Below are 15014 nucleotides of genomic sequence, written 5' to 3'. Positions count from 1 at the left end.
GATCCCCTACGAAGTCCGTCACTTTATCGCGAAGCACGCCCATACAGGCTGATCCTGCTTGCAATACGGGCCGCGTTGGTCGACATTTGCCGCAGACGCCATACCCAGTCGGAACTTCGCACTTCAGGCAACGACTCGACCTGCGCTGAAGACGCGACCCAGAGTCCTGGCTGAGCGCGTCGGCGAGCGATGCCAGCTTCTGCTCCCGTGAGAAGCGGTGTCGCGGAACGTGCGCATGAAGACGGGCATGGCACTCTCCATGTGCGATGGGGCGGCGGTCAGCTCATGGCTTCGACCGGTGTGACCTTGTCGTAGGTGACGGGCAGGTGGATCGGCCCGCGTAGCACGGGGCTGGGCCGGTAGGGCGGCGGGTCCTCGACCAGACGCAGGTCGGCCAGCCGCTGCGCGATCTGGGTCAGTGCGATCTGTGCTTCCAGCCGCGCCAGCGGTGCACCGAAGCAGTAGTGCGTGGCGCTGCCGAAACCGAGGTGCTCGTTGTCGTCGCGGTCAGGGTCGAACATGTCGGGGTCGCGCACGTGCGCCGGGTCGCGGTTGGCCGCGGCCAGCATCAGCGTGAGCGGCGCACCCTTGGGGATGGTCGTCCCGGCGATCTCGATGTCGGCCACGCAGGTCCGGTCCGGCAGGAACTGCACCGACGGCTCGTAGCGCAGCAGCTCCTCGACCACGCGGATGCTCGACTCCGGGTCTTGGCGCAGTCGCTCCAGCCATTGCGGGTGGCGCAGCAGCGTCAGCGTGCCGTTGGCGATCAGGTTGACCGTGGTCTCATGCCCGGCTACCAGGAGCAGCATCAGCGCCGGGATCAGCTCTTGTTCGTCCAGGCGCCCCTCGGGCCCGTCGTCGGTGACGAACCCGGACAGCATGTCCGGGCCAGGATTCTGCCGCCGCTGCTCGGCCAGCCCTGACAGGTAGGCGCCCAGGTCGCGGGCGGCGTCTTTGCGCCTGGCGACCCGGTCCGGGGTCAGCTGACTGATCGAGTCGACGATCGGGTCCACCCATTCGCGAAAGCGCGGCTCGTCCTCGGCCGGCACGCCAAGCAGGTCGCAGATGACCGCGACCGGGAACGGGTAGGCCAGGTCACCGACGATGTCGGCCTCATGCTGGTCGGCGAGCCCGTCGATCAGGCGGGTCACGATGCGTTCGAGGTCGGGCTCCAGGTCGGCGATGCGGGTCGGGCGGTTCGGCGGCCCGAACTGGCGGGTGACGATGCGCCGCAGCCGATCGTGCTCCGGCGGGTCGGTGCGGATGAAACTCGCCCCGGACACCTCATCGGGCGGGATCTTGCCGGCGTACTCGGGCCGCAGCTTGGTCCTGTCGTTGCTGAACCGCGGGTCGTGCAACAGCGACGCGACCTCGCGGTAGGTGCTGACCACGAACGTGCCGTCGGCCTCTCGGCGCACCGGCTGCTCGCGCAGCTGCCGGTAGAGCGGGTACGGGTCGGCCCGGTTGGCGAAGTCGAGGACCTGGTCGAAGATGCTCGGCTGGCTCATCGGTTCCTCCTGGCCAGCGTGGCGTGCACCAGGGTGGCCTTCCGCTCGCTGGGATCCTGGCCGGTGACGACCACCGTGGCTTCGTAGCCCGGGAATGCCCGCTCCGGGAACTCCGCGGACACCGGCGAAGGATCGTCGGAGGAGTTGGTCAGCTCGTGCCCGAGGGGGAACGGCGCGGCCTGTTCGATCAGGCCCGCGTAGTAGTCCAGGCGGCGGCCCAGGTTGAAGCTGACCGCGCCGACGACGCGGCCGTTGTAGCCGTACGCGGCGATGAAGCGCCGGTCGGCGACCGAGCCCTGGGTGACGGCGATCTGGTCGGCGATCGGTGGCGCGCCCACCGACTTGATGTTGTTGCCGAACTGCAGGGACCAGAAGGCGGGTACTGCCAGGTGCGGCCACCGGTCGCTCTCGGCGCTGATCATGTTGTGCGCGGCGACCTCGGCCTGGGTGACCGAGTTGCTCCAGTGCTCGAGTGTCACGTACTGGTAGTTGAACATCGGCTGCCGCTGGCGGGCGACGTCCCCGGCGACGAACACGTCGTCAGTGACCAGCGCATTGGCGTCGAACGCGCGGCAGCCGGTGTCGCACGCCAGTCCCCACTCCCCCACCGCCAGACCCGAACCGGCCAGCCACTCCACGTTGCGGATGCCGCCCAGCGCCACCACCGCCACGTCGATGTCGACGACGGTGCCGTCGGACAGGTGCGCACGCCGCAGCTTGCCGCCGTCGCCTTCCAGCGACGTGACCCTGGTGTCGGTGCGCAGGTCCACGCCCCGCTCGCGCATGATCTCGGCGGAGATCCGGCCGATGACCGCGCCGAGCGCACCGTACAGCGGGTACGGGCCGGACTGGGCGACGGTGACGGGGATGCCCAGCTCGGCGCAGACCGAGGCCATCTCCGAGCCAGTGAACCCCGCGCCGATGACGAGCACCCGCCGGGGCTTGGCCATCAGCTTCTCGCGCAGCCCAGCGGCGTCCTCGCGGGTGCGCAATGTGAACACGCCGTCGAGTTCGGCCTCGCGCGCCACGGGCCAGGGCCGGGCGCGTACACCGGTGCTGATCAGGACGCGGTCGAACTCTATTTCGGCGCCGTCGGCGAGGGTAACCACGTTGCGCTGACGGTCCAGCCCGGTCGCGGCGGTACCCAGACGCCACTCGGCGTCTATGTCGCAGCGGCGCGGCAGAGAGGTGTCGGCGGAGCTGACCAAGCCGGTCTGCACCTGCTTGGACAGCGGCGGCCGGTCGTAGGGGTCGTGCGGCTCGTCGCCGACCATGGTGAGTTTGCCGGTGAAGCCCTCGCTGCGCAGCATCTCGGCGGCGCGCAAGCCCGCCAGCGAGGCGCCCACGATGACAATGCGGCCGTTTCGTCTGAGGTCTTCGGTCTTGCGGCTCGATGTGGCGGCCGGCGGGTTCTCGCGGCGCGGCGCGATGCTCGTGTCGACCTGCAGCGCCTGCACCGGGCAGGCCGCGGCTGCGCGCAGCACCCGTTTGCGGAGACTGTCGTCGGGCGCGGGGTCGAACATCAGCGCCTCATCGCCGACCATATGAAATACCTCTGGCGCCAGGAACGCGCATTGGGCATAGCCCTGGCACCGGGTGAGGTCCACGACCACTCTCATGGTGTCCTCCTCCTCGGAGGTTGACCACATCAGATCGAAGCCTATCCGCCTGGTCTCCCGTTAGTTCGGGTATTGATTGATTACGTCGCCCAGCGGTCGCCGCTACGGCTGCGTATCGCCGTCTGCGACGTGGACTCGCGCCCCGCCGGGGCTGCGTTTGGCCGTGTACATGGCGGCGTCGGCGTCGCGAAGCAGGTCGTCGAACCGGTCGACCGAGCCGAGCGCCACGCCGATACTGGCGCCCGTCGACAACTGGTGCTCGCCCACCGTCACCGGCTCGGACAGGGCCGCGCGGATGCGCTCAGCGGTGGCGAGAGCGCCGTCCCTGGTGGTGTCGCTGAGCAGCACCACGAACTCGTCGCCGCCGACCCGCGCCGCAAGGTCGGCCGGGCGGACATTGCGGCGCAGCCGCTGCGCGACGACGATCAGCAAACCATCGCCCGCCTTGTGGCCGAGGGCGTCGTTGACGGATTTGAAGTCGTCGAGGTCCAGCATGAGCACGGCGTCGTGGCGCTCGGACTCGCCTTGCCGGTGCTGCATGCTTTGGATCCGTTCGTTGAGCATGACCCGGTTGGGCAGCCCCGTGAGCTGGTCGTGGGTGGCCTGCTCCCGCAGCCGCTGCTCGAGTCTGCGCGAGTCGGTGACGTCGTGGACGTTGACGATGATGCCGCTGACGCCCGAGGTGTCCAGACGGTTGGTGGCCAGCGCTTCCAGCCAGCGTGGGCCGGGGTCGGCCTGCGGCACGAATAGCTGCGCACGTCGGGCGGAGCGCGGCTGGGCCAGCACGTCGGCGATGAGCTGCTCGATGGCCGCTGCGGCCTCGGGAGCCAGCGCGGTCAACGGCCGGCCCAGCGCGTGGCGCGGGTCGACGCCGAGCAGGTCACGCAGCGCGGGGCTGGCGTACCGGATGGTGCCGTCGGGGTCGAGCAGCAGGGTCAGGTCGGATGCGTTCTGCACCAGGCTTCGGAAGCGCTCCTCTTGCTGGCGCATGGCGCGCATGGCGGCCCGAAGACGCGCCAGCAGCCGGGTGTTTTCGCCGAAGGCGAGGTTCTGCCGCAGCATGGCCAACACCGCCACGGCGACCACGCCCACGAGCATGCCCCAGCCCCGCATCGTGAGCCCTTCATGCACGAGCACGGCCACCAGCAAGATCAGCGCTACGGCGATGGCGAGGTACGGCAGCGGGCTGTTCAGCGCACGTTGGCGCACGCTCCGGCCGGTGGGCTCGGTACGCATTCGAAGCCATTGCGCCCGCGCCCCCATGGCGTACAGCACCGCGGCCACCAGCTGGGCGGCGTACACCACGCTGATCTCGTCCGGGCCCAGGCTGACCAGGTTGGCCAACGACCACGACCCGACAAGCACCCCGCCACCCAGTAGGACGCCGGCCGGGACCGTCCACGGCGCGGACCCGCCCAGCGCGAGCTTGACCCCAGCGGTGACTCCGAGCAGCGCCAGCACACAGGCGAGCAGGCTCAGCCCGTCCTGGACGGCGTCGCCTTCGGGGGCACCCTCGGGCAGCCACAGGTACCACGCCAGCATCGTCAGCGCGGTCATCACCGTGGCCACATCGAGCAGTAGCCGCGGCCGGTCACGCCGGGGCACCCGCAACGGGTAGGCGACGATGGCCCAGCCGACCGTGGCGACGGCCGCCGCGATGAGCGCCATAGCGGCCAGCCGTAAAGGATCTCTGGGCGGGGCGCCGACGGTGCGGGCGATCCCGTATGTCAGGTGCGCCAGCGCCAGCAGGGCACCGCCGAGGCTGAGCGTGCGCCAGAACACCCGGACGTCCCGCGCGGCCCCCGGCATCGTGACGACCTGTCTGCACTGCCAGACGAACAGCACCCAGACGGCGGCATCGGCCAGATCCGGCGCCGGGGCGGCCACCATTCCGCCGAACACAGCGGGGACCAGGAGCAGTGCCACGATGCCGAGCGCCGCCAGGATCCGGTCCACCCTGCGGTCCTGGTGTTGTGCCCGTGCGGATGTCTCCATCCGTCACCCCCAGGCGTGACACGTCAAGCCGCGGCAGCAACCAGCGCAAGCAGCGGCTACTCTGCCTCACTCGTATCCGTGCCGCCGCACTCGCGCGTACGCCCACCCGGCCTTTCACATTACGCCCGCTCAGCGGCCGGGGTCGCCGCCACCAGCACCGGGACCTGATGCCGGAAACAGGTGTGGCAAGGTTGATCTCCGTGTCGAACCGCATCATGATGATCCGCCCGCACCTTGACGACCTGCCACCGTCGGAGCTGCCCGAGCCGTACACGCTCCGCTGGTACCGCGAGGGCGACGCCCGGCACTGGATGGCGATCAAGTCCGCGTCCGACACGCATCATCACGCCCCGCCGGACTACCACGAGCGCCTGTACGTCGCGTACCCCGATGAACTCCGACGGCGGCAGGCGTTCGTCTGCGACGGCTCCGGCGAGCCGGTGGGCACGGCCACCGCCTGGTGGTTCGAGAACCTCGACGAACCGAGCCTCGGCAAACTCAACTGGATGCTGATCGTCCCTCGAGCTCAGGGCCGCGGGTTGGCCAAGCCGCTGCTGGCGGCCTGCTGCGCCCGCTTGGCGTCTCTTGGCCACACCCGGGTGGCGCTATACACGCTCACGCAACGGCTACCGGCCATCAATCTGTATCGCAGCTTCGGCTTCGTGCCTCTCATCAGGCATGCAGCCGACACGAGGGCCTGGGCTGCCACGAGTGCGCTGATGAAACAGCCCTACGCCGAGACCGAATACCTGCGCGCGGCTGAGCTTGGCATCGATGTCGCCGCGCTGTCGGACTAGAGCCGCCGGCCGTCGTTGTTCGTACCGGGCCCGAACGGTCCCAGATTCTTCTGAGGCGCGTGTGGTCGGCAGCGCGCTGCCCTCTGGGAGTCCGCAGCCGTCAGGGCCGGAATTCAGGGCGCGTGCCTCTGCGTTGATCAATAGGCCATGTCCACCACCTCGCCTGTCCGCCGCACCGGAGGCCGTAGTGCCGCCGTGGTGACCGCTGTCCGTTTGGCGGTTGAGGAGTTGGTGCAGGAGCGCGGCCGTGATCGGGTGACTATTCCCATGGTCGCTGAGCGTGCGGGCGTCAACCCGTCCAGCATCTACCGACGCTGGGGCGACGCGGCGGCCATGATCGACGACCTGGTGGTGTATCGGCTTTCCCCGGACCGGCCGTTACCTGACACCGGCGACCTGCGGCAGGACCTGACGCAGTGGGCGCGCGAGATCGTCGCGCACTTCCGCGACCCGGGTGTCGCGGCGCTGCTGCGCTGCGGTGCCGCATCGACCGGAACCGGCGCCTCGGACTGCCTGCGTGATCGCCGTGACGAGGCAGCGGTCCTGGTTGATCGGGCCGACAGCGCGGTCGTCGCCGACGAGGTGATCGACCATGTGATGGCGCCGATCGTGTTCCGGGTGCTGTACATGCCCTGGACTCTCGACGAAGACCTGGCTGCGGATCTGGTCAACCGCCTGTTCAAGTAGCGAGGTTGACCTGCCGGTGAAGCTGTGGCGGTCTCGTACGTAAGTGAACTTTGTCTGATCTCGGTGTCCTGCTGCCACCGACGAGCACCTTCCGTTTGGAGACGCAGATGAACGAGCTACTCAACCTGGCGATCGACGCCCACGGAGGGATCAGGCGGTGGCGCGAGCTGTCCCAGGTCCGGACGACGGTCGTCAGCGGTGGTGCGCTGTTCGTTCTCAAGGGCCTGCCGCAGGATCCAGCACCGCGTGAGATGACCGTATGGCTCCATGAGGAGCACGCCTCGGTCACGCCGTTCGGCGCCCCCGACCAGAAGACCGACTTCACCCCCGGGCGAGTGGCCATCGAAAAGCTCGACGGGCAGGTGGTGGTCGAACGCAGGGACCCTCGGGAATCGTTCGCCGGCCACGTTCTGGACACGCCCTGGGATCCGCTGGACCGCGCCTACTTCAACGGCTACGCGATGTGGACCTACCTCACCACGCCATTCCTGCTCGCGAAGCCCGGCGTCACCGTCAGCGAGATCGAGCCGTGGCGCGAACGCGACGAAACATGGCGAGGACTGCGCGCCACCTTCCCGCCGCAGATCGCCAGCCACAGCACCGACCAGGACTTCTACTTCGGCCCTGACCACCTGCTTCGCCGGCACGACTACCACGTCGACGTCGCGGGCGGCTTCGCCGCGGCCCAGTACGTCTATGACCGCGTCGGGGCCGGCGGCATCGTGCTGCCCACCAAACGCCGTGCCTACCGCCGGGACGGCGACGGCCGCCCTCTCCCAGACGAGGTCATGGTCTCGATCGACCTCAGCGACATCCGCTTCTGCTGAAGGAAATGTTAGGGAGAGCGTTAGGCTGCGCAGTTGGCCTGACCCATGACGGGACTTCTCGCAACGAGCGCCAGCGCAGCCGAAATCCCCAGCCTCAGGGCTCCGACCGGGGCTCGTTGACGGGTTCGGTCAGAGTCGCGAGCATGCCCGGTAGGTCGATCTCGGCGTCTCGGGTCTGGAAGCCACGCTGCATCGCGCTCTTGGTCCGGCTTGCGCCCTCAGGAGTGGTCATACCCTGGGCGAACAGGTCTGAGTCGCGACGAAATTCTTCCACGGACGCGAGCGTGATCGCGTTGACACGGTCTTTGAGCATGATGTGGGCGGCGGCGGGGAACCCGGCGATGCGGTGGGCGAGCGCGTCGACGAAGTCCGGCAGTTCGGCAGCGGGCAGCGCGCGGTTGATCCAGCCGTATCGTTCGGCAAGTTCGGCGTCGTAGTCCTGTGCGCTCAGCATGACCTCGAGTGCTCTTGCCCGGCCCATGAGGCGAGTCAGGTGTTGAACACCGCCGGCACCGGGAATGGCACCGAAGGCCTGTTCGAACTGGCAGAACAGCGCTGACTCCCGCGCGGCGAATCTCATGTCGCAGCCCAGTACGAACTCGCTGCCCGCGCCGCGGACGCGGCCTTCGATCTGCGCGATGCTGACCAGCGGGCTTTCGGCCAGACGGCGGAACAGCAGCCCGATCGACGGCTCGCCTACGAGCTTGGCCGCTTCGGCCCGGTATCGCGCGATCTGGGTCACGTCGACGTGGGATATGAAGTAGTCCGGGTCGGCACTGCTGAACACCAGAACCCGGACGTCGCCGTCGGCTTCGGCTGTTTGAATGAGCGATATCAGGTCGCGGACCAGTTCCGGTCCCAGCAGGTTCATCGGCGGCGCGGTGATCGCGGCGAACAGAACCGATCCTTCACTGCGGACGTCGAGTGTCTCCAGAGCCACCAGGTCACCTCGGATTCGGTCACTGGCTTGCGCCGGTATCGCCTTTCACGTCCCCACCCGGTCAAAGAACGGGGGTGGCGCCGGCGCTGGACCCAGAGGTCCCGTGATCAAGCTATCGTGACAGCGACCCGACTTGCGCAGTTCCGGCGAAAGTAAAGCTGTGCACGCAGACTCGGCACACCAAGCATTTGCTCGCGAGGGGTTCCGAGGCCGATGGCCCGACTCGCGTGATCATCTGCTGGGGGCGCTCGGCGGCCAGGCAGTTCGCGGCCCCCACCGCGGTGTCCGTGGTCAGCCGGCGGAGTCGGCCGCGGGAACTCCACCGTGATCGGTAGAGCGGCGGACCCCAAAGGTGCGGTGTGCGTGGGCGCCGCCGGTCGCGGCCGCCAGTTGCGGACGGGCGTCCGGGTTGAGCCTGATCTCGATGTCCTCGGACGCCGTCTCCGGCGCCGGCTCGGCGGTCACGCGGACCCGGATCGGACGGCCGGTGTCGGCCTCGACGAACGCCAGGGGCGGATGGCCTTCCTGCAGGTAGGTGTCGCCCCACTGTGTCAGTGACAGCAGGATCGGCAGCAGGTCCTCGCCGGCCTTGGTCAGCCGGTACTCGTCGCGGGGCCGGCTGCCGGCCTCCCGGTAGGCGACGGGAGTGATGATCTGTGCGGCTTTGAGCTGGGTGATCGCTCGTGAGACCGCGGGCGCCGAGGTGCCGATCCGCGCCACGAAGTCGTCGAACCTGGTGGTGCCGTAGAAGCACTCGCGCACCACCAGGAAGGCCGTCTTGGTACCGAGCAGGAGGTCCAGCACTCGTCGGGCCGAGCATTCGTCGCCGATCGGCCACGCGTCCCGGTCCCGCAGCCGCTCCTCGAAGTTCATCGCCACACAGCCAGTGTAACTAACACTTGCGTTACCCAGCGCCAGGCGAGATATGCTGACTAACGATGTCATTACTCAGGTGGGAGATGTCGTGGTCGCGGTAGAAGGCAGAGTGGTTGTGGTGACCGGAGGCCGACGGGGACTCGGCGCGGCTCTGGTAGACGAGGTGCTGTCGCGCGGGGCACGGAAGGTGTACTCGACCGCACGTTCGGCATACGTCGACGAGCGCCCAGAGGTGTTCACCGCGGAGCTCGAAGTCCGCTCGGCGTCGTCGGTCGCCGCCCTCGCGAAGGCCACTGCCGACGCGGACATCGTGTTCAACAACGCCGGGGTCCTGCTTGCGGCTCCACTGCTGACAGGTGACCTCGAGCGCGCCACCGAGATGTTCGACGTCAACGTCTTCGGACTGCTGCGGGTGGCACGGGCGTACGCGCCGATCCTGGCCGCAAACGGTGGAGGCGCGCTGGTGAACATGCACTCCGTGCTGTCCTGGCTGGCCGGCAGCGGCGCCTACGGGGCGTCCAAGGCGGCAGCGTGGTCCGTCACGAACTCGCTCCGGCTCGAACTGGCGCACCAGAACACCCAGGTCGTCGGCGCGCACGCAGGGTTCATCGACACTGAGATGGTCGCCACCATGGACCTGCCGAAGGCGACGCCGGCCGACATAGCGGCACGGATCGTCGACGGCCTGGAGGCCGGCGCCACCGAGGTGCTCGCCGACGACGTCACCGTCGCAGCCAAAGCCGCGCTGGCCGGCCCCGTAGAGCGCTTGACCTTCTCGTTCGCCCGCTGACAACGGCTACCGACACACAAGGAGCACTGAACCGCCATGCCGCTGTGGAGCATCCATCACACACCTGGAACCTTCACCGACGACGAAAAGCACCGACTCGCCTCCCGGATCACCGACCACTACGAACAGATCGGGCTACCCCGCTTCTACGTGATCACGCTGTTCCATGAAACCCGGCCCGAAAACTTCTACGTCGGAGGTGAGCCCACCCCGGCCGGGGTCCGCATCACCATCGACCACATCGCCCGCCACAACCCCGACCAGGAAAGCCGCCGCCGGACCGCCCAGTGGGTCAAGGCCATACTGCAGCCCCACCTCGAGCACATAGCCGGCCTGCACTGGGAGTTCCACGTTGACGAGACCAGCGAGGACCTCTGGATGATCAACGGGATCGTGCCGCCGCCCGGAGGCTCCGACGCCGAGAAGCTGTGGGCAGACAACAACACGACCTCCCCTTATTGAGCATCGGCGCACACCGTCCGGATCAGGGCGCGGTGGGCGGGTACCGGTCGTCGGGAAACAGCGCCTGCCACAGGCTGCGGCGCCGGTCGGACTGCTGACCGCCGCCCGCCTCCCCCAGTAGGAAGGTCCACTGCTGTTCGCTGATCAGGTCGTGATCGAGCACGTGGCGTAGCTCGTCGCGAAGCCATGGGTAGCGTCCGGACCGCAGCGCCAGACGCAGATCGCTGATGCCGAGTGGGTCCAGCGACTCGCAGTAGGTCTTGAGGACCTGCAGCAGACGAACGCTGGGCATGTCATCCGCCACGTGGCCTCCGCTGCTGGGTGCCGGCCACGACATACCTTCCGCAACCGCGTATTGATCAGTTCAGCGCAGGTTACCGGATCGTAAAGGGGCACTCGGCCTGCCGGCGTCGGGGCTCAGGGCCGGCCATGGCCTCCGGCGGTGACGGCAAGTGTCGAACACAGCGCGTCCAGAGGCTGGGGCGCGGCCAGATGGTATCCCTGCGCGTACCCGACACCGAGCGCGGCCAGTGCGCTGAGCTGCTCGGCGGTCTCGACTCCCTCGGCGGTCACGTGCAGGCCCAGGCCGTGCCCGAGGTCGGTGAGGAGTTTGACCACCGTGTGGTCGCGGGGGTTGTGCAGCAGCCCTGCCACGAACGCTTGATCGATCTTGATGCCGTGGATCGTCAACGTGGACAGATAGCGCAGGCTGGTCGAGCCGGCACCCATGTCGTCCAGTGTCACACCCACCCCATGGGCGATCAGCCGCTCCAGACGCGGCCCTGCGCCGGCCAGCGTCTGCAGGTCGGCGTCTTCGGGCAGCTCCAACCGCAGCCGATCCGGCCGCAGCCCCGAACGCTGCAGGGTCGAGACGACCAGCCCGTCGAAGTCCCCGGCCAGTGTCGGCGGCGAAAGGTTCACATTGACCCGCGGTGGCGCCGCCGCGCCCAGTCGCGCCGTCCGCTCGACCAGGTCGGTGCACGCCTGCTGCAGCACCCACCGGTCAAGCAGCGGCAGGTGCCCGCCCCGGCGCGCGCCGGGCAGGAACCGCCCCGGCGAGATCAAACCCATGGTCGGGTGCTGCCAGCGGACCAGCGCCTCCACCGACACCACGGCCCGGTCGGCGATCCGCACGATCGGCTGGTAGTGCATCCGCAGCTCGCCGTACTGCACAGCCTGCGCGACGGTGCGGTCGACGGCCTCCAGGTCCCAGCCCAGCCCCGCCTCGACTCCGACGGCCAGCTCGACCTGGTTGCCGCCGCCCTGCTTGGCCCGGTACATGGCCATGTCGGCCTCGCTGACCAGGGTCTGCGGATCGCTGCGCTGTCCGGACACCGCCACGCCGACACTCGCGTAGGGGTGCACGGCCGGGTCGTGGCGGCCGTCGCGGGCCGCGATCGCCAGCAGGTAGCGCCTGCCCAGTTCCAACGCGGTCGGCTCCGCGGCGACCTGGCGGGGAATGCGCGACAGGACCGCGAACTCGTCGCCGCCCAGCCGTGCGGCGACCTCGCCCGGCCGGGCGGCTTCGCGAAGCTGCCGACCGACGTTGGCCAGCACGAGGTCGCCTGCCTGGTGGCCGCGGGAGTCGTTGATCCGTTTCATGCCGTCCAGGTCGAGGAAGACCACGACGACCCGGTCACCACCGAAGTCGGCACTGCCGCAGGCCGCCACCAGCAGGTCCAGGAAGTGCGCCCGGTTGACCAGCCCGGTCAACTCGTCGCGGATGGCCCGATCGGCGAACTCGTTGGCCAGAGCGTCGAACAGCCGGGCGGCCGAGACGGTACCGATGCCGCCGCCGTCCAGATCGACCAGAATGTCGTCGTATCGGTGCTGCTCGGCCCGGGTCCGCAGCAGATGGGACGCGGCGGCGACCGTGGTGTTCGCCGACAGGCGCAGCGGGCTCCAGTCCGCGGCCATCGCCACCGGACGCGGTCCCCACAGCGCGCGCCCGTACCCGTACGGGCCGGACATCGTCTGATCGAACGCGCCCCGCATCACCAGACCGAGCCGGCCGCTGTCGGCGACAACCACCGAGGCCAGGTCCGCCCGCCGGCGGAACATCGCCTCCAGCAGCTCGCACGTCTGCCGCGCCTCGACCATTAGGGCCTCACGAGCCAAGACCCCGATTCCTGTCGCCATACATCGCCTCCCGCGCCGATGCGAACACAGCACCGGGTCCGCCGACCGTTGATGTCTGCGACGCTGATGTCCAACCACTACCTATCACCGTGGCACCCCGTTTCGCACATGCGAGCCCGCGCATTGTCGACGCCGCGGGCCGCCAGTCCGGTTGTGGACGAGTACGGCGACGGCAGCCGAACCGAGCCGGCTGCGACCGTGTCCTGGATCGACGCGACCGGTGTGCGCGCCGCCGTCGGCCCGGCAAGTCTGAGTATCCGGTCCTACCGGCCTATGATCGGCAAGGTTAGGCAAGTCGTATTCTTCCTGTTCAGCGGCGAAGGAGCCGCCATGAAGCGAAGGGAACTGCTGCGCCTGCTAGCCGTGAGCGCCCTGGCACTGGGGCTGTTGGCAGGCTGTGGCGACGGTGCCGTACCGAGCCCGTCGCTCCCTGGCGCCGATGACCTGTCCGGTCAGCTCCAAGGCTCCGGGGCGAGCCTGCCGGACGCGTTCTACCAGCGCGTGATCGCCGAACACCTTCACCGGCATGGCCGACCTGCGACTGCGTGCAGACACCCTGGCCGGGGTCTTCCAGCGTGACATCACCAACTGGAACGACCCGGCGATTGCCGCCGACAACCCGGCGATGGCCCTGCCGGACCAGGCCATCACGGTCGTCCACCGCGCCGACGGCTCAGGCACCACCGACAACTTCACCAGGTACCTCCTCGCCGCAGCGCGTTCCTGGCGCCTGGGCAGCGGTGAAACCATCGACTGGCCGGGCTTCGCGCCTGCCGGAGGTGGTGCGCCAGCAGGCGCTGGCACAGCTGGACAAGATCCGGGGTTGAACAGCGGCAGCAGCGACCCGACGTGCGTCGCCAGCCTCTTGCGGTCAGTGAGTGATCACGTCGCAGACCCGTGGTGAACAGACCGGGATTCCAGCCGCAGGACGTCGGTGGGCTCGCTGACCTTTCCGGCTACGAGCGCGCGCATGGTTTGAGGCATGACCGACCTTTCGTCTCTCAGCGTATTCGCCTTGAACGATCCGTGGACCCCAGCGCGGGCTCCCGCTGATGAAACACATTCTGTTCGCCTGGGTTGCCAGGCTGAAGGGGACGTGTGCGGGCAGGTGTACGCCGCCGGCGGCGCTTCGACGGCCATGGCCCTCCCCTGTCCAGCGGATGCCGGCTCTGCGGGCGGCACGAAGCCTCGAAGTGGTTTGGTCAGAAAAAGCCTGGTATGCCGAGTAGCTTCTATCTCGGGATGTTACGCGATCCAACGCGGAGTAAAACATGATCGAGTCGAGCACTGCACCGCTGTCGTACGAGGTGTTCGTTTCAGAGCAGGTCCCCACGACCGCCACACTGCCCAGTGGAGCGCCACTGCTGTGGTCACCGATCTCGACCACCCTCATCTCCGGCACCACCGACGCTGTTCTGGTCGACGTGCCGCCCACTGCCGAGCAGGCCCGGCGGGTCGGTGACTGGGTCGAACGCTCCGGAAAGCGGCTGACCCACGTCTACATCACCCACGGCCACGGCGACCACTGGTTCGGCCTGTCGCCGCTGGCCGAACGGTTCCCCGGTGCGACGGTCTACGCCACCGAGGGCACGATCCGCCGTATGCGCACCATGGCTGCGGGCCGGGCGGCGACCTGGGACCAGATGCTCCCCGGCCAGATCGCCGACACCCCCGTGACCGCCCAGCCGGTCCCCATCGACGGCCTCACCCTCGAAGGACACCAACTGCACGCGATCGAGGTCGGCCACAGCGACACCGACGACACCACCGTGCTGCACGTGCCAGCACTGGGGTTGGTCGTCGCCGGTGACGTCGCCTATAACAACGTGCACCAATACCTCGCCGACGGCGGCTTCAACGGCGGGATCGACGCCTGGCTACAAGCCATCGACATCGTGCGCGCACTACGGCCCACAGCCGTGGTCGCCGGCCACAAGGACCCCAACCGCAGCGACGACCCGGCCATCCTCGACGAGACCGCCGAATACCTGCACACCGCCCGCCAGGTGATCGCCGACAAGCCCACAGCACGCGAGTTCTTCGACGAGATGACCCGGCGCTACCCCGACCGAGTCAACCCAGGCACCGTCTGGCTCAGCGCCCGACAGTTGCGAGCGGAGTCGTGAGCGAACAGAGACCGCGGCGGGGGCGGTTGCTGGACGTCACGTTGGCAGCTGAACGGCCCACTGATGTTGTCACGCATGTCGGCCACTCGCGCTGCACCCGACACTGGTGCCATCGATTCCGTCGCAGCACGCCGACGTCGGCCAACGTCCGCCCAGCCGGCTCGTGAATCTCTGGGTACTGTCGTGACTGACCCCATCGCAGGCAAAGACAGCGGCGACAGCATGTGCCTTGCTTCCAGCAGCGTCCG

General features: G+C 68.5%; 14 protein-coding genes. 7 read left to right on the top strand and 7 right to left on the bottom strand.

Annotated elements, in window-relative coordinates; all coding sequences use genetic code 11:
• Positions 1 to 278 precede the first annotated feature (278 nt).
• The 3 genes from KUA19_RS30020 to KUA19_RS30010 form a co-directional block, all read right to left on the bottom strand.
• Positions 279 to 1508: a cytochrome P450 gene (locus tag KUA19_RS30020; protein ID WP_217401311.1), complete on the bottom strand. Its 1230-nt coding sequence runs from the start codon at positions 1506 to 1508 to the stop codon at positions 279 to 281.
• Positions 1505 to 3127: an FAD-dependent oxidoreductase gene (locus KUA19_RS30015; protein WP_217401309.1), complete on the bottom strand. Its 1623-nt coding sequence runs from the start codon at positions 3125 to 3127 to the stop codon at positions 1505 to 1507. The genes KUA19_RS30020 and KUA19_RS30015 overlap by 4 nt, the downstream gene beginning before the upstream one ends.
• A 102-nt stretch (positions 3128 to 3229) precedes the next feature.
• On the bottom strand, positions 3230 to 5122 hold the full coding sequence (locus KUA19_RS30010; RefSeq protein WP_217401307.1) for a sensor domain-containing diguanylate cyclase: 1893 nt from the start codon (positions 5120 to 5122) through the stop codon (positions 3230 to 3232).
• Positions 5123 to 5322: 200 nt separating this feature from the next.
• Here KUA19_RS30010 and KUA19_RS30005 point away from each other — a divergent pair, with 200 nt between their 5' ends.
• From KUA19_RS30005 to KUA19_RS29995, 3 genes are all read left to right on the top strand, one after another.
• Positions 5323 to 5919 (top strand): GNAT family N-acetyltransferase, encoded by a 597-nt coding sequence (locus KUA19_RS30005; RefSeq protein ID WP_217401305.1) that lies wholly within the window; start codon positions 5323 to 5325, stop codon positions 5917 to 5919.
• Between the two features lie 147 nt (positions 5920 to 6066).
• Entirely contained in the window at positions 6067 to 6606 is a 540-nt protein-coding gene (locus KUA19_RS30000) for a TetR/AcrR family transcriptional regulator (protein WP_217401303.1), read from the top strand.
• Positions 6607 to 6713: 107 nt separating this feature from the next.
• Positions 6714 to 7433 carry a hypothetical protein gene (locus KUA19_RS29995; protein ID WP_217401301.1) on the top strand — a complete coding sequence of 240 codons (720 nt, stop codon included), beginning with the start codon at positions 6714 to 6716 and terminating at the stop codon, positions 7431 to 7433.
• A gap of 94 nt (positions 7434 to 7527) precedes the next feature.
• Here the strand turns inward: KUA19_RS29995 and KUA19_RS29990 are convergent, their stop codons facing one another.
• On the bottom strand, positions 7528 to 8373 hold the full coding sequence (locus KUA19_RS29990) for an enoyl-CoA hydratase/isomerase family protein (RefSeq protein WP_217401299.1): 846 nt from the start codon (positions 8371 to 8373) through the stop codon (positions 7528 to 7530).
• A gap of 291 nt (positions 8374 to 8664) precedes the next feature.
• Positions 8665 to 9246 (bottom strand): winged helix-turn-helix transcriptional regulator, encoded by a 582-nt coding sequence (locus tag KUA19_RS29985; protein WP_254550336.1) that lies wholly within the window; start codon positions 9244 to 9246, stop codon positions 8665 to 8667.
• Positions 9247 to 9325: 79 nt separating this feature from the next.
• On the opposite strand from KUA19_RS29985, the gene KUA19_RS29980 reads away from it, so the two are divergent.
• Together KUA19_RS29980 and KUA19_RS29975 are read left to right on the top strand one after the other, a co-directional pair.
• A complete protein-coding gene (locus KUA19_RS29980) occupies positions 9326 to 10039 on the top strand; it encodes an SDR family oxidoreductase (protein WP_217401295.1) in 714 nt (237 codons plus the stop codon).
• A 36-nt stretch (positions 10040 to 10075) separates the two neighbouring features.
• Positions 10076 to 10501, top strand: coding sequence for a tautomerase family protein (locus KUA19_RS29975; RefSeq protein ID WP_217401293.1), 426 nt, complete (start codon positions 10076 to 10078; stop codon positions 10499 to 10501).
• A gap of 22 nt (positions 10502 to 10523) precedes the next feature.
• On the opposite strand, the gene KUA19_RS29970 is transcribed toward KUA19_RS29975, so the two are convergent.
• Together KUA19_RS29970 and KUA19_RS29965 are read right to left on the bottom strand one after the other, a co-directional pair.
• Positions 10524 to 10793, bottom strand: coding sequence for a hypothetical protein (locus KUA19_RS29970; RefSeq protein WP_217401291.1), 270 nt, complete (start codon positions 10791 to 10793; stop codon positions 10524 to 10526).
• A 125-nt stretch (positions 10794 to 10918) separates the two neighbouring features.
• Positions 10919 to 12640 (bottom strand): putative bifunctional diguanylate cyclase/phosphodiesterase, encoded by a 1722-nt coding sequence (locus KUA19_RS29965; protein WP_217401289.1) that lies wholly within the window; start codon positions 12638 to 12640, stop codon positions 10919 to 10921.
• A 526-nt stretch (positions 12641 to 13166) separates the two neighbouring features.
• On the opposite strand from KUA19_RS29965, the gene KUA19_RS29960 reads away from it, so the two are divergent.
• Both KUA19_RS29960 and KUA19_RS29955 read left to right on the top strand, forming a co-directional pair.
• On the top strand, positions 13167 to 13544 hold the full coding sequence (locus KUA19_RS29960; protein ID WP_217401287.1) for a substrate-binding domain-containing protein: 378 nt from the start codon (positions 13167 to 13169) through the stop codon (positions 13542 to 13544).
• A gap of 367 nt (positions 13545 to 13911) precedes the next feature.
• On the top strand, positions 13912 to 14766 hold the full coding sequence (locus tag KUA19_RS29955; RefSeq protein ID WP_217401285.1) for an MBL fold metallo-hydrolase: 855 nt from the start codon (positions 13912 to 13914) through the stop codon (positions 14764 to 14766).
• Positions 14767 to 15014: the final 248 nt, after the last annotated feature.

Origin of the sequence: Catellatospora tritici, assembly GCF_019083965.1 — a bacterium.
In the GTDB taxonomy this organism is placed as follows: domain Bacteria; phylum Actinomycetota; class Actinomycetes; order Mycobacteriales; family Micromonosporaceae; genus Catellatospora; species Catellatospora tritici.
Note: the sequence above shows the minus strand (reverse complement) of the source record. Positions and strands in the feature narration are given on the sequence as shown.